This is a genomic window from Ruegeria marisflavi, assembly GCF_025673445.1.
GTDB classification, from domain to species: Bacteria; Pseudomonadota; Alphaproteobacteria; order Rhodobacterales; family Rhodobacteraceae; genus Ruegeria_B; species Ruegeria_B marisflavi.
In genome coordinates this window covers 75,464-96,490 of sequence record NZ_JAOVQN010000001.1, presented here as the reverse complement: position 1 = coordinate 96,490, position 21,027 = coordinate 75,464, and the positions used below count along the sequence as shown (strand labels likewise).

Sequence of the window (21,027 nt, the reverse complement as noted above, 5' to 3'; positions counted from 1 at the left end):
GCGGCGAAAAGTAGCCACCCGAGGAGGGGGAGTATGTGTCTGACCAGTACCGATTCCGGTGACACACGGATCATTGCCGTCAATGTCGAGCGGATCGACGCAGCGATGGCGATCCAGTTCAAGGAGGACATGCGCAGCGAAACCGAAGCCGGACCGCAGCGGGTGGTGCTGGATCTGTCGCAGGTGAAGTTCATCGATTCCAGCGGGCTGGGAGCCATCGTTGCGTCGATGAAGCAGTTGGGCGGCGACCGGCGGCTGGAACTGGCGGGCCTGACGCCGGTGGTTGACAAGGTGTTCCGCCTGACCCGCATGGATACCGTCTTCAACCTTTTTGCCACGCTCGACGAGGCCTTGACCGCGCGGCAAAAGTGACCTGTTGGGGAGAATGACAGCGTGAACCTGGATACGGATCGGGCAGGGTTCCTCGTGACTTTCAGCGCCAACGATCTGGAAGCCCGCGACGGAATCTGTGCCATTGCCGGACAACTTCGCCAGCAAGGGATTTCGGAAGAGCGAACCGGCGATGTCGAGATCGCGCTGGCCGAGGCGATCAACAACGTGGTCGAACATGCCTATGCGGGTGTCGAGTCGGGACGGATCCATGTGACTTGTCATCTGCGCGCCGATCGGCTGGAGATTCGCATTCACGACCGTGGCCGCCCGATGCCGGGCGGCGACCTGCCAAACGGCGAACCCGCCGAACCGGCGGACCTGCCCGAGGGAGGATTCGGCTGGTTCCTGATTCGACAGTTGGCGAGCGAGATCAGATACGAACGCCGCGGCGACAAGAACTTGCTGTGGCTCAGGTTCGACCTGCCGGAAAAGCCGGATGCCTGACGGAAATTGGGAAATGCCCAAATCTGGCCGCAATTGATCCGAAATCACGCCGCAATGCCGGGACATACAGAACCTGTAGCTGCATATGGCTTCCCTCGACGTTGCGCGTTACAGCCCCCACCCAGTGCGCAACGTCGAGGACTACTTGCCAGTGGCAGGCCGCCTCTGCGCCCTTTCCCATTTTTTGTTTTCCGACCTGTCGATCCGCAAACGGATCGGATTGCCATTCGGATTGGACTTCGGCCGCGCCCAGACTAGTGTCGGCAGGACTTGAAGGAGACCAACCCGATGCGCGACTTTCACTTGCCCGGCCGATCACCGGTTTTTGCGACAACCGGAATGTGCGCCACCTCGCACCCGTTGGCGGCCCAGACGGCGATCGAAACCCTGAAACGCGGCGGCAATGCGATGGATGCGGCGATTGCGGGCGCTGTTCTGCTGGGCATTTGCGAGCCGCAGATGACCGGGATCGGCGGCGACTGTTTCGTGCTTTACAACCGGCCCGGCGAAACCACGGTGCGGGCGATGAACGGGTCGGGCCGAGCGCCTGCGGCGGCCAGCGCCGCCGCGCTGCGGGCGCGGGGGCTGGCGGCGGTGCCGCTGACCGGGCCCGAGGCGGTCACCATACCCGGCGCCATCGACGCGTTCTGTCATCTGTGTGAGACCGAGGGGCGCATCGGGCTCGACGCGGTGCTGGACCCGGCGATCCGCTATGCCGAGGCGGGCGTGCCCGTTGCCCAGCGGGTCGCCGCCGACTGGGTCAGCGATGCCGAGGTGTTGCAGGGCGCGGCGCTGGACTGGTTCCTGCCCGGTGGCACGATCCCGAAACCGGGGCAGATGTTTGCAGCACCCGGGCAAGCAGAGGTGCTGCGCCGGATCGCGCGCGATGGCCGCGATGCGTTTTACACCGGCGAAGTGGCCGAGGACATGGTCGCCGCGCTGAACGCGCTGGGTGGGGTGCATACGGTCGAGGATTTCGCCGCCACCGCCTGTACCCCTACCGATCCGGTGGCGGGATCTTATGGCGCGGTCGACCTGGTCGAGCATCCGCCCAACGGCCAGGGCTTGACGGCGATCCTGATGCTGAACATCCTGTCACATTTCGACATTGCCGGAATGGACCCGCTGGGCGCCCAGCGCATTCATATCGAGGCCGAGGCCGCCAAGCTGGCCTATGACGCCCGTAACCGGTTCATTGCCGACCCGGACCACACCACGCGTCTGGATCACATGCTGGCGCCGGAAACGGCGGCGCGGCTGGCGGCGCTGATCGACCCGAAGCGCGCCATGGCTGCCGCCGCGCCGCTGACCGAGGCGGTGCACAAGGACACGATCTATATCACCGTGGTCGATCGCGACCGGATGGCGGTGTCGCTGATCTATTCCATCTACCACGGCTTCGGTTCGGGCATCGCGTCGGAGAAATTCGGCATCCTGATGCAGAACCGGGGCGCGGGATTCACGTTGAAGGAGGGCCACCCGAACGAGATGGCGGGCGGCAAGCGGCCGATGCACACGATCATTCCGGGCATGCTGTGCCGGGATGGCCGGGTCGAGATGCCCTTTGGCGTGATGGGCGGCGCCTATCAGCCGACCGGGCACGCGCGGTTCACCTCGAACCTGGTGGATTTCGGGATGGATCCGCAGGCCGCCATCGACATGCCGCGCGCCTTTGCCGATGCGGGGGTGTTGAAGGTTGAACGCGGCTATTCCGATGACGTGCGGCGGGCGCTGGCCGGGATGGGCCATAAGGTGATCATCCCTGAAGAACCGCTGGGCGGCGCGCAGGCGATTCGAATCGGGGCTGACGGGGTGCTGACAGCGGGCAGCGATCCGCGCAAGGACGGCTGTGCGCTGGGCTATTGAAACGGTCCTGCCCGGCAGACGGGCAGGATCAGTTCAACTGGAAATGCAAGGGATAGGCGCCATCCTGGAACGGCCCGAACATGTCGGGAATGTCCGGGTGGTCCACCGGTTCGCCGGAATAGTCCACAACGAGGTTCTGTTCGGAGACATAAGCCACGTAATAGCTTTGATCGTTCTCGGCCAGAAGATGATAGAACGGCTGGTTCTTCAGCGGCCGGCTATCCTCGGGGATGGCCTGGTACCACTCTTCGGTGTTGGCAAATTCCGGGTCGACATCGAAAATCACACCGCGAAACGGGTGTTTCCGATGGCGCACCACTTGCCCCAAATGATATTTGGCGTGCGTTTTCAACATTGTCTTTCAGCCCCTGAGCATTGCTTGTACCGCTAATCACCCGTCCATGTCCAACAATTGATCGAAAATTAAGGGAAACAGTCTGTGAACCTTACCGTGACAGTGATCGAGATCGTGGCGCCCGTGTTTCTGCTGGCGGCGGTCGGGTTTGGCTGGGTCCGGATGGGGTTCGAGTACCGCACCCAGTTCGTTACCCGGCTGGCCACGACGCTTGCTGTGCCCTGCCTGATCTTCACAGCCTTGATCAAGACCGAGATCCCCGGCGGCGACCTGGTTCGTTTTGCGGTGGCGGTGATCGGCGTGGTCCTGGTGTTGTCGCTGGTCGTCGAACTGGGCCTGCGCGCCCTGGGGCTGGACCGGCGGACCTATCTGCCGCCGCTTGTGTTCGGCAATACCGGCAATCTGGGCCTGCCGCTGTGCATCTTTGCCTTTGGCGAGACCGGGCTGGGCTATGCCATCGTGTTCTTCTCGGTCTCGGCGCTTTGGTCGTTTTCCTATGGTATCCACGTGGTTGCGGGACGCGGATCACTGGCCAAGGTGGTGCGCGAGCCGATGGTCTGGTCGACGCTGCTTGGCGCTCTGTTCCTGTGGCAGGGCTGGCAGACGCCGCGGTTTCTGACCAATGCGATGGAGCTGATCGGGCAGATGGCGGTGCCGCTCATGCTGATCACGCTGGGCGTGGCGATTGCCCGGCTAAGCACGCACAAGGTGTCGCGTGCGGTGATCCTGTCGCTGGTCAAGCTGGCGCTGTGTCTCGCACTGGGCTGGGCGGTGGCGCTGGGCATGGGCCTGGAAGGCGTCGCGTTCGGCGTGCTGGTGGTGCAGATGTGCACGCCAGTTGCAGTCACGTCCTATATGCTGGCCGAAAGGTTCGAGGCGGATGCCGATGCGGTGGCCGGTATGGTCATGGTCTCGACCCTGATTTCGGTCGCCGCCTTGCCGCTGGTTCTGGCGCTGGTGCTCTAGCGAATGTGATTCCATCGCGTCGTCGGATGCGTTAGAATACAAGAAAAAAGGCAAGAGGCAGATGAGCAGATCTCTGTTTACACTGGCGGCAGTGCTGGTGCTTGGCTCGTGTAGTGGCGGGTCCAAGGCGCCGCCCAGCAACCTGGACGATGCGTGCAGCATTGCGGCGCAGCGCCCGGAATACATCAAGGCATTCAAGCAGACCGAGCGCAAATGGGGCGTGCCGGTGCATGTGCAGATGTCCACTATCTATTACGAAAGCCGATATCGAAGAGATGCCCGCACGCCGCACCAGTTCGTACTGGGGGTGATTCCGGTCGGGCGGCAGAGCAGCGCCTTTGGGTACAGCCAGGCGCTGGATGGCACCTGGGATCAGTACCGCAAAGAAACCGGGCGCCGCGGCGCCAAACGCGACCGGATCAAGGACGCGTCTGATTTCATCGGCTGGTACATGAACAAGACTCGCGAGAAAAACGGCATCGCGCTGACCGACGCGCGCAACCAGTACCTGGCTTATCACGAAGGCCACGCAGGATATGCGCGCGGCTCGCACAGGGCCAAGTCGTGGCTGCTGCGTGTTGCTGACCAGGTGGCGGCACGGGCCGACATGTATGGCGGGCAGCTGTCGAGCTGCCGCAAGTTCCGCTACTGAACGGGCCGGCGGTCAGCGGCTGGCGGAAACGCCGGGCTGACCGTCGATGAACAGGTTCTGGTTCAGGCTGTTGCCTTTGGTCAGCGGGCCGAGGATCACCGTGGTGCGCGACCCGGCGCCATCATGGATCACCCATTTGCGCAGCTCGACCGGCGCGTCGGTGAACATGAGGTCGATCCGCCCGTATTCAGGGTTTTCCGGATCCTGTGCTGTGACAACGGTGGCGGTGCCGTCAAAGGCATGGCCCACCACCATATTAGCCCGGTCCAGGTCCACCGTCCGCGCCAGCACGATCGACAGGGGCGTGCGGTTCAGCGGGTATTGTTCCGGCGGCTGGTTCGACTTGGGGTCGTGGATGATCACGGTGCCGCCCTTGGCCAGCACCACCGACCGATCGGGCGGGTCGTACTCGAACCGCATCCGACCGGGCCGTTGCAGCCAGAGCTTGCCGGTGCTGAGCGAGCCGTCATCGTTGATCTGGGTAAAGGTGGTCTGAACGGTTTTCAGGCCGTTCAGATAGGTCGAGATCTCAGCCAGAGGCAGCTTGTCCGCCGCCCAGGCCGCCGGCGCGACCAGGGTCAGCGCAAGAGCGAGTGCAATCCGTTTCATGTCACCTCAGATAAGCATTCGCCGGGCGCCGGAAAAGATCACCCCTGTTCCGGCACCAGGATTTCGCGTTTGCCCACATGATTGGCCTGTGAAACAACGCCTTCGTCCTCCATCTGCTCGACCAGGCGCGCGGCTTTGTTGTAGCCGATGGCGAGTTTCCGCTGAATGTAGGAAGTCGAGCACTTGCGGTCCTTGATCACGATGGCCACGGCGGCGTCGTAAAGCGCGTCCTCGCCCTCGGTGTTGCCGCCGGTGTTCAGCCCCAGCACGGCGTCAATATTGTCGGCCTTGTCCTCGTCCGGGCCTTCGACCACGCCACCGATATAGTCGGGCGGGCCGAACTGTTTCAGATGGTTGACGATTTCTTCGACCTCTTCATCGCTGACAAAGGGACCGTGACAGCGGGTGATCTTGGCGCCACCCGCCATGTAGAGCATGTCGCCCTGGCCCAAGAGCTGTTCGGCGCCCATCTCGCCCAGGATGGTGCGGCTGTCGATCTTTGACGTCACCTGGAAGGAGATCCGGGTGGGGAAGTTGGCCTTGATCGTGCCGGTAATCACATCGACCGAGGGGCGCTGGGTGGCCATGATCAGGTGAATGCCCGAGGCGCGCGCCATCTGGGCCAGACGCTGGATGCAGGCCTCGATCTCTTTGCCCGCGACCATCATCAGGTCAGCCATCTCGTCGACGATAACCACGATATAGGGCAGCGGGATGGGCTGGAATTCCTCGGTCTCGAACACCGGTTCGCCGGTTTCGTCGTCAAAGCCGGTCTGCACCGTGCGGCTGAACATTTCGCCCTTGGCCAGCGCCTCGCGGACGCGGCCGTTGTAGCCCTCGATATTGCGGACTCCCATCTTGGACATCTTGCGATAGCGGTCCTCCATCTCGCCCACCACCCATTTCAGGGCGACGACGGCCTTTTTCGGGTCGGTCACCACGGGGGAGAGGAGATGCGGGATACCGTCATAGACAGAGAGTTCCAGCATCTTGGGGTCGATCATGATCAGCCGGCATTCGGCCGGCGTCAGCTTGTAGAGCAGACTGAGGATCATGGTGTTGATCGCCACCGATTTACCCGAACCGGTGGTGCCCGCGATCAGCAAGTGGGGCATCTTGGCGAGGTTGGCCACCACCGAGTCGCCGCCGATGTCCTTGCCCAACGCCAGCGGCAGACTCATGTTGCTGTCGCCGAAATCGCGGCTGGCGAGGATTTCACGCAGCACCACCTTTTCGCGGTGTTCGTTGGGCAGTTCGATACCGATGACCGAACGGCCCGGCACGGTCGAGACCCGCGCCGAAAGCGCCGACATCGAGCGCGCGATATCGTCGGCCAGACCGATGACGCGGCTGGCCTTGAGACCCGGCGCCGGTTCCAGTTCGTACATTGTGACAACGGGACCGGGGCGGACCGAGACGATCTCGCCCTTGACGCCATAGTCGTCCAGCACGTTTTCCAGCATGCGCGCGTTTTCTTCGAGCGCCTCGTCGCTGAGATGGTGACGCTGGATGTTGGCCGGGCTGGTCAGCAGGCTGAGCGGCGGTAGTTCAAAGGCCGCGGCTCGGTCGTCGAAGGCGAGTGCAGGCTGAGCTTCGGCCTGGGCACGACGAGAGGGCGCGAAGTTGCGACGCAGAGGCTGTTCAACCACAGCCTTGCGCGGCTGCGCGGTGGGAATGTTTGCCATCGGCTGCGGCGCGGGCTGGTGCGCCTGCGAATGTGCTTGTGGCAAGGGTTCCGCGGGGACGTGATCAGCCGCTTCGAAGGCATCGAAGTGATCGGTCACCTCGTCCTCGACCCATTCGGGCATCAGAACCGGTTCGGCATGGCGCGGGGGCTGTACCGGCATGGGCGCGGCGCGCACCTGCGAGTCGATGCTGGCACGAACCTGCGGTTCGGCCGATGCAGCGCGAACCTGCGGTTCGGCCGATGCAGCGCGAACCTGCGGTTCGGCCGATGCAGCGCGAACCTGCGGTTCGACGGGCATGGTGCGAGCCTGCGCAGCGCGTGCGGTTACAGGTGGTTCGGCCGGAAGGCTGCCGTGAAGGTTGATGTCAAAGACAAGCGGGTCCGGACCGCGGCCCCGACCTTTGGTCAGTGGACGGGCCGGATCGGGTACGGGAGCGACTACGCCGGTCGCCTCCTTGCGACTGCGGACGGCGGCCGCGATCTTGGTCTGGATGCGGTCGGCACCGGGCATGGTATCGTATCCTTTGACCGGCATGGGTTCGATCAATTCGGGTTGCGGCATCGGTTCGGGCCGACGGATCAGCGCCGGCATACGGGCCAGCAACGAGGGTTTCTGAGCCGCAGCCGAGGGTGGCGGCAGATCTTCGACCAGTTCTTCTTCCTCGGGGTATTCCTGAGCGGCCAGCACAGCGGCATCCCGCGCGGCCAGGCGCGCGGACGCGCGGCGTTCGGAGCGGGTTTCCTTGTAGGCCCGCGCCGCGCTGAGCGAGGCGGTCGCGCTGCGGCCCAGCAGGGTCATCAGCCCGCCATACATCAGGATCAGCCCCACCAGGACGCGACGGGCGCCCTGCTTGACCTCGGGCCAGGTAAAGCCCAACACGAAGACGCCAAGCGTCAGCATTACCGCCGCCATGGTCAGCGAGGTCAGCTTGACCATGAGATGTGATCCGACCGGTACCAGCGTAAGCATCGCGCCCATCACCGTGTCGCCGAACAGGCCGCCCAAGCCAAAGCTGTGGGTGGCGCGCCATTCCGGGCCAGGAACCAGGGTGGCAGCATAAATCGACACGACGGCGATCCAGATCGGCATGAAGATCAGGCGGGCGATGGCGCGATCCTCGCCCCGATGCACGGCAAAGCGCATGCCCCACGCGATCAGCACCAGCGGCAGGCCCCAGCTACCCCAGCCGACGATCATGAAGAGAGGCGCAGCGATCGAGGCGCCGAAACGGCCGGTCCAGTTTTGCACCGGCGCCTCGGTCGAGACCATCCAGTTCGGATCATCCGGCGTGTAAGAGCCGACCATCGCGGCCGCAGCCAGACCCAGAACGATCAGCGCGATACCCAGCAACTCTTTCCCGCGCCGCTCAATCGCGGCTTGCAGGTTGCTGTCCAGAAGCGGATCCCGACTGCGTGCGTTGTATGATGCCATGCTACCCTCGAACCTCAGCCATAGATGCAGTCACGTAGCTTGATCAGCCCGCGCTGCAATTCTTCTTTTGGGGCCACCATTGCGACCCTTATGTAATTCTCGCCCGGATTTTGCCCCGGTTTACCTTGTGCCAAATAGGCGCCGGGCAAGACCCGGACGCCGGTTTCGCGCCAGACCTTGAGCGCCGACGCCTCGCCATCGTCGACCGGCAGCCAGAGGAAGAACCCTGCCTCGGGCGGCATATAGCCCTGCACCCCGGCAAAGACCTGATCGGCCACGGCATATTTCGCCTGATAGAGCGCGCGGTTTTCTTCGACATGTGCCTCGTCGGCCCAGACCCGCGCGGCCGCGGCCTGAAGCGGGCCAGGCAGCGGGGCGCCGGAGTAGTTGCGCAACTGCTTGACATGTTTCATCGTTTCCGGCCCGCCCGCGATCACGCCCGAGCGCAGACCGGCAAGGTTCGACCGCTTCGACAGCGAGTTGAACAGCACCACCCGTTCGGGATGCGCGCCCATGTCCCGGGCCACACTCAGCGCGCCGGTGGGGGCGGTGTCGCGGTAGATCTCGGAATAGCATTCATCGGCGAAGATGCGGAAATCGTATTGTTCGGCCAGACCGATCAGTTCGGCCCAGTAATCGCGGCTGGCCACCGCGCCCTGCGGGTTGGCGGGCGAGCAGATATAGGCCACGGCGGTGCGGTTCAGCACCTCGGCGGGCAGGCTGGCATAGTCGGGCAGATGGCCGGTGGCGGCGGTGGCGGGCACGAAATGCGGCTCGGCGCCCACCGAAATCGCGGCGACCATATAGACCTGATAGAACGGGTTCGGACACAGCACGATGGGCCGCTGGCCGTTCTTGTTTTCAGGACAGAGCGCCATGGCGGCGTTATAAAGCCCCTCGCGCGTGCCGTTCAGGGCCATCACGTTCTGTTCGGGGTCAAGCATCACGCCATAGCGGCGCGCGATCCAGTCGCAGATCGCGCCGCGCAGGGCGGGCGAGCCTTCGTTCGGCGGATAGCTTTGGAACAGATGCGCGTTTTCGACGATGACATCCGTCACCCAGGCCGGGAAATCGTGCTTGGGCTCGCCGATGGTCATATGCACGACCTCGCCGCCCGGCGCATGATGGTCGAGCAACGCGCGCAGGCGCGGGAATGCATAGGCCGGTAGGTTCGAAAACCGCTCGGGGAAATTCATCTGGTCTGCCTCGTCTCGGGATCATCGCGCCCCGTTCGAGATCAAATTACAGATGAACCCCGCTTGCGTCCAGACAAAGCGTTGCCATGGCAGGGAATTGTGGCATTCAGGTCAAGGCGCGCTCGGCGGCGGCGCCGGTACGCAGCAACGCCTCTTCGCAGTCCGGGCGCCCCATCAGCATCAGGCCGCAGCCCGGCGTGCCGGTGGGCAGGCTGAGCGCGCAAAGCCCCATCATGTTGCCGATGCGGGTGTTGCGCATGGCCAGCAGGTTCTCTGTCACATAATAATCCTGATCCTGCATCAACCTGTCGCGGTCGGATGGCGGGATCGGCGCCGTTGGGGCAAGTACCGCATCGAATCCCGCGGTGGCCATGTCCCAGGCCGCGCGGCAGGCATCCAGTTTGGCCCAGGCGGCGACATAGTCCGGTGCAGAATAGTTTTGCCCGCTCCGGAACCGCTCGCGGATCTGGTCGAACATGGCAGAGGGGTTTGCCTCGATCACGTCACGCCAGAGGCCATAAGCCTCTGCCGTGTAAAGAATGGCCGAAAAGCTCATCGCTTCGACCAGCTCGGGGATTTTCAGCGGCACGATCTCTGCCCCGGCTTCAGCGAGTCGGCGCAGCGCGGTGTCGAACGCCTCGGCCGGCTGTGTTCGTACATCGTCAAGCGCCAGAGTTTCGAGAACCGCAAAGCGCTTGCCCGCAAGACCGGCTCCCCGCAGATCGATGGGTTTGCCGCCTTCGAGCAGAGCCATCATCTGCGCGGCATCCTCGACCGAGCGTGCGAGCGGACCGATGGTGTCGAATTTCAGCAACAGGGGCACAACGCCTTCGAGGCTGATGCGGCCTGATGTTGTCTTGAGCCCGACCAGATCGTTCCAGGCGGCGGGCAGACGGACCGAACCACCGGTATCGGAACCGATGCCACAGGCAGCAAGGCCAAACGCAACCGAGGCGGCAGCGCCAGAGGAGGATCCGCCCGGAGCCCATTTCGGGTCGTGTACATTTGGGGACGTGGCGGTGATCGGGTTGAGGCCAAGCCCCGAGAAGGCCAGTTCGCTCATATGTGTCTTGCCCAGGCAGACGGAGCCTGCGGCGGTGGCATTGCGCAGAACCAGCGCGTCGGTGTCGGGTACCCGGCCCTTGAGCAGGGCCGAGCCTGCCTCGGTCCCGGTTCCTGCGGTGTCGAACAGGTCTTTCCAGCTGATCGGCACTCCATCGAGCAGCGACCGGCGCAAGCCCTGCCTGGCACGGTCAGCGGCGGCGCGGGCCTCGGCCTGGGCGCGATCATGCGTGACGCGGGCATAGATCGCGTCGCGGTGCGGATGCGCGTCGATGGCATCGAGATAACACTCGGTCAGTTCAACCGGGTCGATCCGCCCCGCGCCGATCCCGCGCCCCAGATCGCTTGCCGTCATCTTCAGCCAGTCGCCCATGTCATCCTCCCGCTGCGAGTCGAGGGCGACGGTAGCGACAGGACTGCACATGGACAATCCCGTAGCGAGGCGCATATTGCGCGGCATGGAACAGAGAACCGATATTCTGATCGTGGGCGGTGGGCTGAACGGCCCGGCGCTGGCTTTGGCACTGGCTGGAAACGGTCATTCGGTGACCATCGCCGATGCGCTGCCCGAGCCGGTGCGAGCGGACGCCGGGTTCGACGGGCGCGGCTATGCGCTGGCGCTGGGGTCGCAACGCTTGCTGGCGGCCATCGGCGTTTGGGCGCGTGTCGCGGACAACGCCCAGCCGATGCTGGAGATCAAGGTGACCGACGGCCATGCGGGCGAAGGACCGTCGCCGTTCTTTCTGCATTTCGACCATGCCGAGATCGAGGAAGGCCCGATGGGGTACATGGTCGAGGACCGGTATCTGCGGCGCGCCCTCTTGGAAGCGATGGACGCGGCGCCCGGCATCACCCAGTTGAACGGCGTGTCGGTGGTGGCGCAGGAGGTCGACGCCACCGGCGTGACGGTGACGCTGAGCGACGGGGCGACCCGGCGCGCGGCGCTGCTGGTGGGCTGCGACGGGCGCAAGAGCGGGACCGCCGCGCGCGCGGGCATCAAGCGGACCGGCTGGGACTATGGCCAGACGGCGCTGGTCTGCGCCATCGCGCACGAGCTGCCGCATCACGGCATCGCGCATCAGTTCTTTATGCCGCCGGGGCCGCTGGCGATCCTGCCGCTGCCGGGCAATCGCAGCTCCATCGTGTGGAGCGAGCGGACCGAAGCGGCGGCGCGTATCAACGCGCTGCCCGAGGCGGAGTATCTGGAGATCCTGCGCCCGCGCTTTGGCGATTTCCTGGGCGAGATCCGGCTGGAAGGGGCGCGGTTCACCTATCCACTGAACCTGACCATCGCCAATGCCTTTGTCGCCGAACGGCTGGCGCTGGTGGGCGATGCGGCGCACGGGATGCACCCGATTGCCGGTCAGGGGCTGAACGCGGGCCTGCGCGATGTGGGTGCGCTGGCCGAGGTGCTGACGCTGGCGCGACGGCGCGGCGAGGATATCGGCTCGATTCCGGTGCTGGAGCGGTACCAGCAGTGGCGGCGGTTCGACACGGCCACGCTGGCGCTGGCGACCGATGTGTTCAACAGGCTGTTTTCAAACGACAATCCGATCCTGCGGGCGGGACGCGACCTGGGCATGGGGCTGATGGGCAAACTGCCCGGGTTGCGGCGCGGGTTCGTGCGCGAGGCGGCGGGGCTGACCGGTGACTTGCCCAAGCTGATGCAGGGCCGCCCGATCTGAGATACGTTCAGCACACCTGCGCGCGATAGCGCGCGGCCCATTCCGCGCTGAGCGCGTCGGAGAGGCGGGCAACCGTGGGTTCCAGACCGCGCGCCTTGGCCGGGTCCTGTCCGATATGGTCCAGAATGGCGGAGAGCACCCGTTCGGGTGTATCCGCCAGATCCTCATAGTGGAAAGCAAGCGGGACGATACGCTGGGCAGTAAACCAGTCGGTCCAGCCCTGTTCATAGGCTTCCAGCGCCTTTACCTCGCGGTCTATTGCGTCGAAATCGTAAACCGGGTCGCGGTGTGGCGCGAGGCGTTCGACCTCGGTCCCGTCGGGGGCGACGTGCCAGAGCCCCGATTGCTCGGCCCGGACGAGTGAGATCGCTTGCGCCAGCTTGTCCCGGCGGCGCAGGTGCAGATAACGCGTCGGTCCGAAGGCAGTGTCGATGCGGGCGGCGTCGGTGGGCAGACCGGGAAACAGGCGGTCGAGCGCGGCGGACATATCGCCCAGGTTCTCGCGCATCAGGCGCAGGCCGAAAACGGGGGTATTGCCGTGCCCCTCGGCAATTGCGGCGGCCAGATAGGCGCTGAGGAAGGCATTGGTTCCCCGCCGCAATTCTAACGGCAGGCCCCAATATTTCGCCCACCAGTCGATGGATTGGGTGCGAAAGAAGGAATCGGGCTGACCCGCCACTCCGGTGGCCGCGAGATAGCCGCATAAAAGGGTGCTGCCGCTGCGCGGGGTGCCGCAGAGGATGTAGGCGGCAACCGGTTCAGTCATCCAGACGGCGGGCCTCGTCCACCAGCATCACCGGGATACCGTTGCGGATGGGAAAGGCGAGATGGGCGGATTTCGACAGCAGTTCCTGCGCTTCGGCGTCGTACTCCAGCGTGCCATGGGTCACCGGGCAGACCAACGCTTCGAGCATGCGGCGGTCAAAAGCGGTATTGGGTTCGGTCATTGCAGTCTGTCCTCATCCGGGCCGCCACGCAGGGCGAATTCGATCAGTGTCACCAGCGTTTCGCGCCGGGTCTTGAGACAGGGTGCCTCAAGCAGGGCCTGTTTGTCCTCGGGCGTGAAATCAAGCAGCATCGACAGCGAGTTGACCAGCAATTCATCATCGGCCTGGCACAGGGTTTCCCAGTCGGTCGCCAGATCGCGGGCCGAGAAATAGCGTTTGAGCAGATGCAGGAACGGATCGCGGGCAAAGCGGGCGTCGGCCTCGCATTCGCGTTCCAGATCGCGGTCAAAACCTTTCCAGCAGACGTTGCAGCGGCGGTAGGGGGTGAAGCCCTCGACCTCGGACTTAACCCGGAACCGGGAAATTCCGGTGAGCGTGATCATGTAGCGCCCGTCCTCGGTTTCCGAGAACTGGGTCACGCGCCCGGCACATCCGATCTGGTGCAGCTTGCCACTGTCGCTGCGGCAGGGGTTGGGCTGCACCATGCCGATCAGGCGCTGCGGCGTTTTCAGCGCGTCACTGAGCATCTGGAGATAGCGCGGCTCGAAAACATGCAGGGGCAGCCGGGACCGGGGCAGCAACAGCGCCCCGGGCAGCGGAAAGACGGCCAATGTTTCGGGCAGGTCAGCGGATTGCATCATGCGTCCGAGTGTAGTCCGGTTCGGCGATTAGGCAAATATCAGAGAGCTGAGTTTGCGCCGCCCGTTCAGCACGATCGGATCGTTGGGCTTGAGCGCGTCGAAGATGGTGAACAGCTGGGTCTTGGCCGCACCGTCGTTCCATTCACGGTCGCGGCGAAACAGGTCCAGCAGCTCGGCCACCGCCTGTTCGGTCTGACCGGCGGCATGCAGCGCCTTGGCCAGATCGAACCGGGCCTGATGGTTGGCCGGATCGGCCTCGACCGCGGCGGCGAGTTCTGCCACTGGTCCGGCATTGGCGGCCTGCCGGGCCAGTTCCAGCTGGGCATGGGCGGCCTCAAGTTCGGGCTTGGTCGAGATCTCGGCCGGAGCGCCGTTCAGGATCGCCTCGGCCTGATCGAGATCGCCCATCGCGATATGGGCACGCACCAGACCGCCATAGGCGCCGGGATGGTCGGGTTCCTCGCCCAGGATGGCGGCAAAGGTTTCGGCGGCATCGGCGGCGGCGCCCTGTTCCAGCATCTCTTCGGCAGCGGCGACCGCCTCGTCCAGCGCGGCACCGGGGGCCTCGCCACCAGCGGCGGCAACCACCCGGTCGATAAAGCCCTTGATCTCGGAGGCGGGCAATGCGCCCTGGAACCCGTCGACCGGCTGGCCCTTGTGGAAGGCATAGACGGTCGGGATCGACTGGATCCGCATCTGGCCCGCGATCATCTGGTTTTCATCGACGTTGATCTTGACCATCTTCACTGCGCCCTTGGCGGCGGTGACGGCGGCCTCGAGCGCGGGGCCCAGCGTCTTGCAGGGGCCACACCAGGGCGCCCAGAAATCCACGATCACCGGGACCGTCTGGCTGGCCTCGACCACGTCGGCCATAAAGGTGGCTTCGTTCGTGTCCTTGATCAGATCGGCGGCGGGGACAGCGCCCGCACCATTCAGCAGTTCCATCGTAGCTCTTCTCCGGTTCGGATTTGGCCCCTATATGCGCCTGACGCGCGGGGAAACCAAGACCTCAGTTCTTTCAGAGGGCCAGATTTGACCCTGCTACAGGTCGAAACTGGCAAACACGGGGGCGTGGTCGCTGGGTTGGTCCCAGCCGCGCGCGTCGCGCAGGATGCGGCTGGAATGGCCCGCGTTCGAGATGTCGGGCGTGGCCCAGACATGGTCGAGCCGGCGGCCCTTGTCGGCGGCGCTCCAATCCTTGGCGCGGTAGGACCACCAGGAATACAAGAGCCCCTCGGGGATGTCCTGGCGGGTGATGTCGACCCATTTGCCCGCCTCCATCACCTGGCCCAGATGATCGACCTCGATGGGCGTGTGGGACACGATCTTGAGCAGTTGCTTGTGGCTCCAGACGTCATCCTCGCGCGGGGCGATGTTGAGGTCGCCCACGAGAATGGATTTCTCGGGGTTGTTTGCGTGGAACCAGTCGCGCATCTCGGTCAGGTAGTCGAGCTTCTGGCCGAATTTTTCGTTCACCTCGCGGTCGGGCACGTCGCCACCGGCGGGGACATAGAAGTTATGGATGGTGACCCCGTTTTCCAGCCGCGCCGCCACGTGGCGGGCATGGCCCAGCGTCGCGAAATCCTCGCGCGCGACTTCCTCGATCGGCAGGCGTGACAGGATGGCGACCCCGTTATAGCCCTTTTGCCCATGCGCCACGACGTACCGGTATCCCAGGTCGGCAAAGCTTTCGACCGGCATCTTGTCGACGGGCGACTTGATCTCTTGCAGGCAGAGGATGTCCGGCCCTTGCTCGGCCAAGAGCTTGCACACGATGGGTTCGCGCAGGCGGACCGAGTTGATGTTCCAGGTGGCAAGGGTAAAGGGCATGGCGCGTCTCGCTTTCATCGGGTCCGGCGAAACCTATCGCCTTGTCCGTCGATGTCCATGGCCTGCGCAAAAAAAGGCCGGGCACGAAGCCCGGCCAGTCCAACAGGGAGGTACATGTCATTGCCCGGACATGAACGGGTTAAGTATCAAGTTAAAGATAACATTGTGGTGTTTCTTTGACCTGAATCAACCCTACCATCAGGCGACCAGCCTGTAACCGCCTGATTCCGTCACCAGAAGGCGCGCATTCGAAGGGTCGGGCTCGATTTTTTGACGCAGCCTGTAGATGTGGGTTTCAAGCGTGTGGGTTGTAACACCGGCGTTATAGCCCCAGACCTCGTGCAGCAGCACATCGCGGGGAACGACGCCGTCGGTGGACCGGTACAGGAACTTGAGGATATTGGTTTCCTTCTCGGTCAGACGGATCTTGCGCTCGTCCTCGGTGATCAGCATCTTCATCGCCGGTTTGAACGTGTACGGCCCAAGCTGGAACACCGCATCCTCGGATTGCTCGTGCTGGCGCAGCTGGGCGCGGATGCGGGCGAGCAGGACCGGAAACTTGAACGGTTTGGTGACATAGTCATTGGCCCCCGCATCAAGCCCCAGAATGGTGTCGGCGTCGCCATCATGGCCGGTGAGCATGAGGATCGGGCTTTTGACCCCCTGCTTGCGCATCAGGCGGCACAGCTCGCGCCCATCCGTGTCGGGCAGGCCCACATCCAGGATGATGAGGTCATAGATCGCCTCTTTCACCCGGTCGGTTGCGGCATGGCCGGTTTCGGCTTCGAAGACATCGAAGTCCTCGGTCATCACCAGTTGTTCGCTCAGCGCTTCGCGCAGGTCGTCGTCATCATCCACCAGCAGGATCTTCTTGAGCTGCGCCATCGCGGCTTCCTCCTAATCTCGTTTCCAACCAGTTGAGCACGCCACACGCAAACGGCAAGAATTGCTGCAATTCTCTCACGCCCTCGTGTTTTTCGTCAGCAATATGTTTCACATTTCGGCCATCACGCACTAGGTACGTGCTGTAGATGCCACTGGACAAGACCCATGAGCCTGATCCCCGACATTACCGAATTGCTGGCGCGGGCGCGTGCCGACCTGCGGATGGGGGTACCGGTGGTTCTGACCGGCGAAGAGGGCGAGAGCGTTCTGGCGGTTGCGGCGGAAACCCTGTCGCCCGCGCGGCTGACCGATCTGCGTGCCCTGGGCACGCCGGTGATCGCAGTGACCGGGCGGCGGGCCGAAACGCTGAAGGCGCAGGCCTATGACGGCGATTTGGCGCGCGTTCTGATCCCCGGTTTTGCCGATCTCGCCTGGGTGCAGGCGGTGGCCGATCCGTCGGACGATCTCGCGCAACCCATGAAAGGGCCGCTGACGACCGAGCGGCAGGGCAGCGCGGCGCTGCACCGGCTGGCGATCGGGCTGACGAAATCCGCCCGGCTGTTGCCCGCGGCGGTGGTTGTCGCAGTGACGGACGGGCACGGTTTTGCCGCCGCGCATGGGCTGACCTGCCTGGATCACGCCCGCGCGGCGCCGCATCTGGGCCAGCGCAGCCCACTGCACGAGGTAGCCGCCGCGCGCCTGCCGATGGAAGTCTCCGAGGCCGGGCGCCTGCATGTGTTCCGTCCCGAGGATGGTGGCGAGGAACATTACGCGGTGGAAATCGGCCGCCCCGACCGGGACAAGCCGGTGCTGGCCCGGCTGCATTCGGCCTGTTTCACCGGCGACCTGATGGGCAGCCTGAAATGCGATTGCGGCCCGCAGCTGCGCGGAGCGCTGGCGCAGATGGGCGAGGAAGGCGCGGGCGTGCTGCTCTACCTCAACCAGGAGGGGCGCGGCATTGGGCTGGCCAACAAGATGCGGGCCTATTTCCTGCAAGATCAGGGGTTTGACACGGTCGAGGCCAATCACCGGCTGGGGTTCGAGGACGACGAGCGCGACTTTCGACTGGGCTCGGACATTCTGAAATCGCTGGGGTTCAAGGCGGTGCGCCTGCTCACCAACAACCCCGCCAAGATCGCGATGATGGAGCGGACAGGCATCGCGGTGACCGAACGGGTGCCGCTGAAGGTGGGCGAGACCGCCCATAACCGCGGCTATCTGGCGACCAAGGCGGCCAAATCGGGCCATATGCTGTGAGTCCGCGTGATCTGGTGCTGACGCCGCGCGGGGTGCGGTTTCTGGGCCGGTATTTCCCCTGCTCCATCGGCAAGGGCGGCATCCAGACCGACAAGCGCGAGGGTGACGGGGCGACGCCGGTGGGCAAACACCGGATCGTCGGGATGCTTTTCCGCGCCGACCGGATGGCGCCGCCTGCCACTTGGGCGCGGCCCATCGGGCCGGGCGATCTGTGGTCAGACGACATGGGCGATGCCGCCTATAACCATCTGGTCCGGGCGCCTTATGGGCACAGCCACGAACGGTTGCGCCGGGCCGATCCGCTTTATGATCTGGTGCTGGTGACCGACTGGAACTGGCCCGAAGCGGAACCGGGGCGCGGGTCCGCGATTTTTATCCACCAATGGCGGCGACCTGGGTATCCGACCGAGGGTTGCGTGGCGTTTAGCCGCCGCGATCTGCTGTGGATCGCGGGCAGGATCGAACCCGGCAGCCGGTTGATCATCCCGCCGCGCTAGTCCGGTCGCCAAAAATGGCAGAGCCCACCCGGACATGGGTGGCGCCCAGCGCGATGGCGCTTTCGAAATCGCCGCTCATCCCCATGCTGAGACCGTCAAGGCCGTTGCGCGCGGCGATTTTGGCCAGCAGCGCGAAGTGCAGGGCGGGCTCCTCCTCGACTGGGGGGATACACATGAGCCCGCGCACCGGCAGATCAAGCGCGCGGCATTCGGCGATGAAGCCGTCCGCCTCGGCTGGCAGGACACCGGCCTTTTGTTCCTCTTCCCCGGTGTTGACCTGAATGAACAGGTCCGGGCAATGGCCCAGTTCCTGTGCCAGCCGAGCCAGGGAATTGGCGAGTTTCGGGCGGTCGACGGAATGGATGGCATCGACCAGTTCCATGGCCTGCCGTGCCTTGTTGGTCTGCAAGGGACCGATCAGGTGAAGTTCGACGCCGCTGAACCGTTCCTTGAACGCGGGCCATTTCCCGGCCACTTCCTGCACCCGGTTTTCACCAAAGACGCGGTGGCCCTGTTCCAGTACCGCCTCGACCCGGTCGTTTGGTTGAACCTTGGACACGGCGATCAGCTTGACCGCGCCCTCTGGTCGGCCGGCGGCCTGCTCGGCACTCGCGATGCGGTTCTTGATCTCTTGCAGCGACATGGCATCCCCCGATCTGGTTTGCCGAAGGAAAACACCATGTCGGCGCAAAAGAAAAGGGCAGGTCCGAAGACCTGCCCCCATTCGATACCGTCAAGCGGTGTACAGCTTAGAAGCTGAAGTACACACCGGCCTGGAAGGTGTCGTTGTCGTTCGACGCACGACGGTAGCCTGCTTCCAGCGAAGCGCCGCCGCCCAGGTCGTACGAGTAGTGGATACCGTAGGAACCACCTTCGTTGGCGTTCGAACCGGCAACGTTGTCGCGGTTGTCGCCACGGCCGGCGAGAACGTCAGCTGCGTCAACTGCGCTTTCGTCGGTGTAGAACACCAGCAGGTTCGAAGCCGAACCGATGTCCATGTTGCCGTAGATGCCCCACTTCGAGATGCCGTCGTTGTCGGCATATGCGAGGCGGACGCCGAACTGGCCCAGGTCACCGGCGACCGACACCAGGGTCTTGTCTTCCCACATGGCGTCCGACGACTGGTGAGCAGCTGCGATGGTCCAGTCACCGAAGGTGTAGGCACCCATCACGCCGATACGGTCCGAAGCAACGGCGCCGTTACGGGTCGAGTACGAAACGTGGCCGGTGAAGCCGCCGGTCGAATAGATGAATTCGACGCCGTTCACACCGGTACCTGCCGACGAGTATGCATCCCAGTTGAAGAACTCGTTGTTCACGTTACCAACGTGCGAGTAGAAGCTGGCGCCGTCGATACCGATACCTGCGGTACGGGTTTCGAGGTAGGTGCCGGGCATGTTTTCAACTGCGCCGATGATGTTGCCGACGTTCACGCGGAAGCCCTGGTACGACACGCCAAAGCGAGCGCCGTTGAAGGCTGCGCCACCCGGGGTGTTGTCACGGCTTTCAGCCTGTGCACGGAAGCGAGCGTCGAAAGCAACACCTGCGTCGGTTTCTGCCGACATGTCGAACTGCAGACGCAGACGGCTGGTGATGGTGGTCTTCGAGACACCGTTCACGGCGCGGTCGTTGGCGTCGTTGTAGTCCAGACCGAAACGGCCGTAGCCGCTGATACGAACGTCTGCTGCTGCGACGCTTGCGGTAGCGATCAGCGCAGTCGTTGCGAAGAGAACTTTTTTCATCGTGTTTCCCTCGGTTTTCATTCATACGCCCAAACCAGTGAATCCGGCGTGGGTATGGACAGGGGTTTCGCTCTTTCACCCCCTTTTTGGCAAGCCTTGCCGGGCGATGAGGGACAAAGTCGTCACGGATGGTGCAGCTTTGCCACAGTCCCGGGGCGCGCCCTGCGGATTTCGCCCCCAGTTTCGGGGTTTGGGCCCGATTTCCCGTACGCGCGCGGGCGTTCCCGGTTTATAGAGGCTTGCCCCTAGGAAGCGGCTTGGGTAGGACATTCATCACGAGAAAGCTGTGGGATTGTCCGATGACGTTGCAAAATGCGCTCAAAGCCACCCTTGTACTGTCTTTGTGCCTGGGTGTGGCCGCCTGCGGCAACCGCGGTGGAGGTGTTCGCATCGCTGATGCCGCACCCGCGGATGATTCCTATATCGCCAACAACCGCGAAAGCGCGCCCACGAATTACGAGAAATCGTCGATCTGGGATGTGTTCGGACCCTCGAAGGCCGAGCAGACGGTTCAGGTGAACCGTTATCTCTGGGCTGCCTCGCTGGATGTTCTGAGTTTTCTGCCGGTGCAGTCGGTCGATCCGTTCACCGGCTTGATCGTGACCGGATACGGCACGCCGCCGGGCGGTGGCCGGTCCTATCGGGCAACTGTCCATATCAAGGATCCGGCGCTGGAGGCGCGGTCGCTGAAGGTTTCGCTGCAAACGAACGGAGGCGGCGCGGTCAGCGCGTCGACCGCGCGCGCGGTCGAAGACGCGATTCTTTCGCGGGCACGGCAACTGCGGATCGCCGACAACAAACTCTAGAACCTCGCCGCAATTCGATCTATCACCGCGCCGGGTTCACGCCCGGCGTTTGCATTCACCAAGGACCGTACCTGC

General features: G+C 64.0%; 22 protein-coding genes. 9 read left to right on the top strand and 13 right to left on the bottom strand.

Annotation, left to right across the window (positions count from 1 at the left end; genetic code table 11):
* Window positions 1-33 precede the first annotated feature (33 nt).
* From OEZ49_RS00505 to OEZ49_RS00495, 3 genes are all read left to right on the top strand, one after another.
* Complete coding sequence (locus OEZ49_RS00505) at window positions 34-372, top strand: STAS domain-containing protein (RefSeq protein ID WP_164130466.1); 339 nt, start codon at window positions 34-36, stop codon at window positions 370-372.
* 21 nt (window positions 373-393) lie between these two features.
* A complete protein-coding gene (locus tag OEZ49_RS00500; RefSeq protein WP_263386491.1) occupies window positions 394-837 on the top strand; it encodes an ATP-binding protein in 444 nt (147 codons plus the stop codon).
* A 288-nt stretch (window positions 838-1,125) separates the two neighbouring features.
* The gene (locus tag OEZ49_RS00495) at window positions 1,126-2,703 is read left to right on the top strand and encodes a gamma-glutamyltransferase family protein (RefSeq protein WP_263386490.1); all 1,578 of its coding nucleotides are present in this window, start codon (window positions 1,126-1,128) and stop codon (window positions 2,701-2,703) included.
* Between the two features lie 28 nt (window positions 2,704-2,731).
* Here OEZ49_RS00495 and hspQ read toward each other — a convergent pair whose 3' ends face one another.
* On the bottom strand, window positions 2,732-3,058 hold the full coding sequence (hspQ, locus tag OEZ49_RS00490) for a heat shock protein HspQ (RefSeq protein ID WP_164130459.1): 327 nt from the start codon (window positions 3,056-3,058) through the stop codon (window positions 2,732-2,734).
* A gap of 84 nt (window positions 3,059-3,142) precedes the next feature.
* Here hspQ and OEZ49_RS00485 point away from each other — a divergent pair, with 84 nt between their 5' ends.
* Together OEZ49_RS00485 and OEZ49_RS00480 are read left to right on the top strand one after the other, a co-directional pair.
* Window positions 3,143-4,024, top strand: coding sequence for an AEC family transporter (locus tag OEZ49_RS00485; protein ID WP_263386489.1), 882 nt, complete (start codon window positions 3,143-3,145; stop codon window positions 4,022-4,024).
* Between the two features lie 61 nt (window positions 4,025-4,085).
* Window positions 4,086-4,676 carry a transglycosylase SLT domain-containing protein gene (locus tag OEZ49_RS00480; protein WP_263386488.1) on the top strand — a complete coding sequence of 197 codons (591 nt, stop codon included), beginning with the start codon at window positions 4,086-4,088 and terminating at the stop codon, window positions 4,674-4,676.
* Between the two features lie 12 nt (window positions 4,677-4,688).
* Here OEZ49_RS00480 and OEZ49_RS00475 read toward each other — a convergent pair whose 3' ends face one another.
* From OEZ49_RS00475 to OEZ49_RS00460, 4 genes are all read right to left on the bottom strand, one after another.
* Window positions 4,689-5,285: a LolA family protein gene (locus OEZ49_RS00475; RefSeq protein ID WP_164130453.1), complete on the bottom strand. Its 597-nt coding sequence runs from the start codon at window positions 5,283-5,285 to the stop codon at window positions 4,689-4,691.
* Between the two features lie 38 nt (window positions 5,286-5,323).
* Complete coding sequence (locus OEZ49_RS00470; protein ID WP_263386487.1) at window positions 5,324-8,404, bottom strand: DNA translocase FtsK; 3,081 nt, start codon at window positions 8,402-8,404, stop codon at window positions 5,324-5,326.
* Between the two features lie 14 nt (window positions 8,405-8,418).
* Window positions 8,419-9,600, bottom strand: coding sequence for an aminotransferase class I/II-fold pyridoxal phosphate-dependent enzyme (locus tag OEZ49_RS00465; protein ID WP_263386486.1), 1,182 nt, complete (start codon window positions 9,598-9,600; stop codon window positions 8,419-8,421).
* 106 nt (window positions 9,601-9,706) lie between these two features.
* Entirely contained in the window at window positions 9,707-11,035 is a 1,329-nt protein-coding gene (locus tag OEZ49_RS00460) for an amidase (protein ID WP_263386485.1), read from the bottom strand.
* 85 nt (window positions 11,036-11,120) lie between these two features.
* Between OEZ49_RS00460 and OEZ49_RS00455 the strand changes: the two genes are divergently transcribed.
* On the top strand, window positions 11,121-12,347 hold the full coding sequence (locus tag OEZ49_RS00455; protein WP_263386736.1) for an FAD-dependent monooxygenase: 1,227 nt from the start codon (window positions 11,121-11,123) through the stop codon (window positions 12,345-12,347).
* 7 nt (window positions 12,348-12,354) lie between these two features.
* On the opposite strand, the gene OEZ49_RS00450 is transcribed toward OEZ49_RS00455, so the two are convergent.
* The 6 genes from OEZ49_RS00450 to OEZ49_RS00425 form a co-directional block, all read right to left on the bottom strand.
* On the bottom strand, window positions 12,355-13,113 hold the full coding sequence (locus OEZ49_RS00450) for a Stf0 sulfotransferase family protein (RefSeq protein ID WP_263386484.1): 759 nt from the start codon (window positions 13,111-13,113) through the stop codon (window positions 12,355-12,357).
* On the bottom strand, window positions 13,106-13,294 hold the full coding sequence (locus OEZ49_RS00445) for a Trm112 family protein (protein WP_263386483.1): 189 nt from the start codon (window positions 13,292-13,294) through the stop codon (window positions 13,106-13,108). The genes OEZ49_RS00450 and OEZ49_RS00445 overlap by 8 nt, the downstream gene beginning before the upstream one ends.
* Window positions 13,291-13,935: an LON peptidase substrate-binding domain-containing protein gene (locus OEZ49_RS00440; protein ID WP_263386482.1), complete on the bottom strand. Its 645-nt coding sequence runs from the start codon at window positions 13,933-13,935 to the stop codon at window positions 13,291-13,293. The genes OEZ49_RS00445 and OEZ49_RS00440 overlap by 4 nt, the downstream gene beginning before the upstream one ends.
* 27 nt (window positions 13,936-13,962) lie before the next feature.
* Window positions 13,963-14,880 (bottom strand): thioredoxin, encoded by a 918-nt coding sequence (gene trxA, locus OEZ49_RS00435; RefSeq protein WP_263386481.1) that lies wholly within the window; start codon window positions 14,878-14,880, stop codon window positions 13,963-13,965.
* A 96-nt stretch (window positions 14,881-14,976) separates the two neighbouring features.
* Window positions 14,977-15,765 carry an exodeoxyribonuclease III gene (locus OEZ49_RS00430; protein ID WP_263386480.1) on the bottom strand — a complete coding sequence of 263 codons (789 nt, stop codon included), beginning with the start codon at window positions 15,763-15,765 and terminating at the stop codon, window positions 14,977-14,979.
* Between the two features lie 198 nt (window positions 15,766-15,963).
* The gene (locus OEZ49_RS00425) at window positions 15,964-16,650 is read right to left on the bottom strand and encodes a response regulator transcription factor (RefSeq protein WP_263386479.1); all 687 of its coding nucleotides are present in this window, start codon (window positions 16,648-16,650) and stop codon (window positions 15,964-15,966) included.
* Window positions 16,651-16,815: 165 nt separating this feature from the next.
* Between OEZ49_RS00425 and ribA the strand changes: the two genes are divergently transcribed.
* Together ribA and OEZ49_RS00415 are read left to right on the top strand one after the other, a co-directional pair.
* A complete protein-coding gene (gene ribA / locus OEZ49_RS00420; RefSeq protein ID WP_263386478.1) occupies window positions 16,816-17,907 on the top strand; it encodes a GTP cyclohydrolase II in 1,092 nt (363 codons plus the stop codon).
* The gene (locus OEZ49_RS00415; protein ID WP_263386477.1) at window positions 17,904-18,404 is read left to right on the top strand and encodes a L,D-transpeptidase family protein; all 501 of its coding nucleotides are present in this window, start codon (window positions 17,904-17,906) and stop codon (window positions 18,402-18,404) included. The genes ribA and OEZ49_RS00415 overlap by 4 nt, the downstream gene beginning before the upstream one ends.
* Here OEZ49_RS00415 and OEZ49_RS00410 read toward each other — a convergent pair.
* Together OEZ49_RS00410 and OEZ49_RS00405 are read right to left on the bottom strand one after the other, a co-directional pair.
* The gene (locus OEZ49_RS00410) at window positions 18,388-19,047 is read right to left on the bottom strand and encodes a YggS family pyridoxal phosphate-dependent enzyme (RefSeq protein WP_263386476.1); all 660 of its coding nucleotides are present in this window, start codon (window positions 19,045-19,047) and stop codon (window positions 18,388-18,390) included. The two genes, OEZ49_RS00415 and OEZ49_RS00410, sit on opposite strands and share 17 nt — an antisense overlap.
* Before the next feature lie 106 nt (window positions 19,048-19,153).
* A complete protein-coding gene (locus OEZ49_RS00405) occupies window positions 19,154-20,146 on the bottom strand; it encodes a porin (protein ID WP_263386475.1) in 993 nt (330 codons plus the stop codon).
* Window positions 20,147-20,445: 299 nt separating this feature from the next.
* Here OEZ49_RS00405 and OEZ49_RS00400 point away from each other — a divergent pair, with 299 nt between their 5' ends.
* Window positions 20,446-20,952 (top strand): DUF3576 domain-containing protein, encoded by a 507-nt coding sequence (locus tag OEZ49_RS00400; protein ID WP_263386474.1) that lies wholly within the window; start codon window positions 20,446-20,448, stop codon window positions 20,950-20,952.
* Window positions 20,953-21,027: the final 75 nt, after the last annotated feature.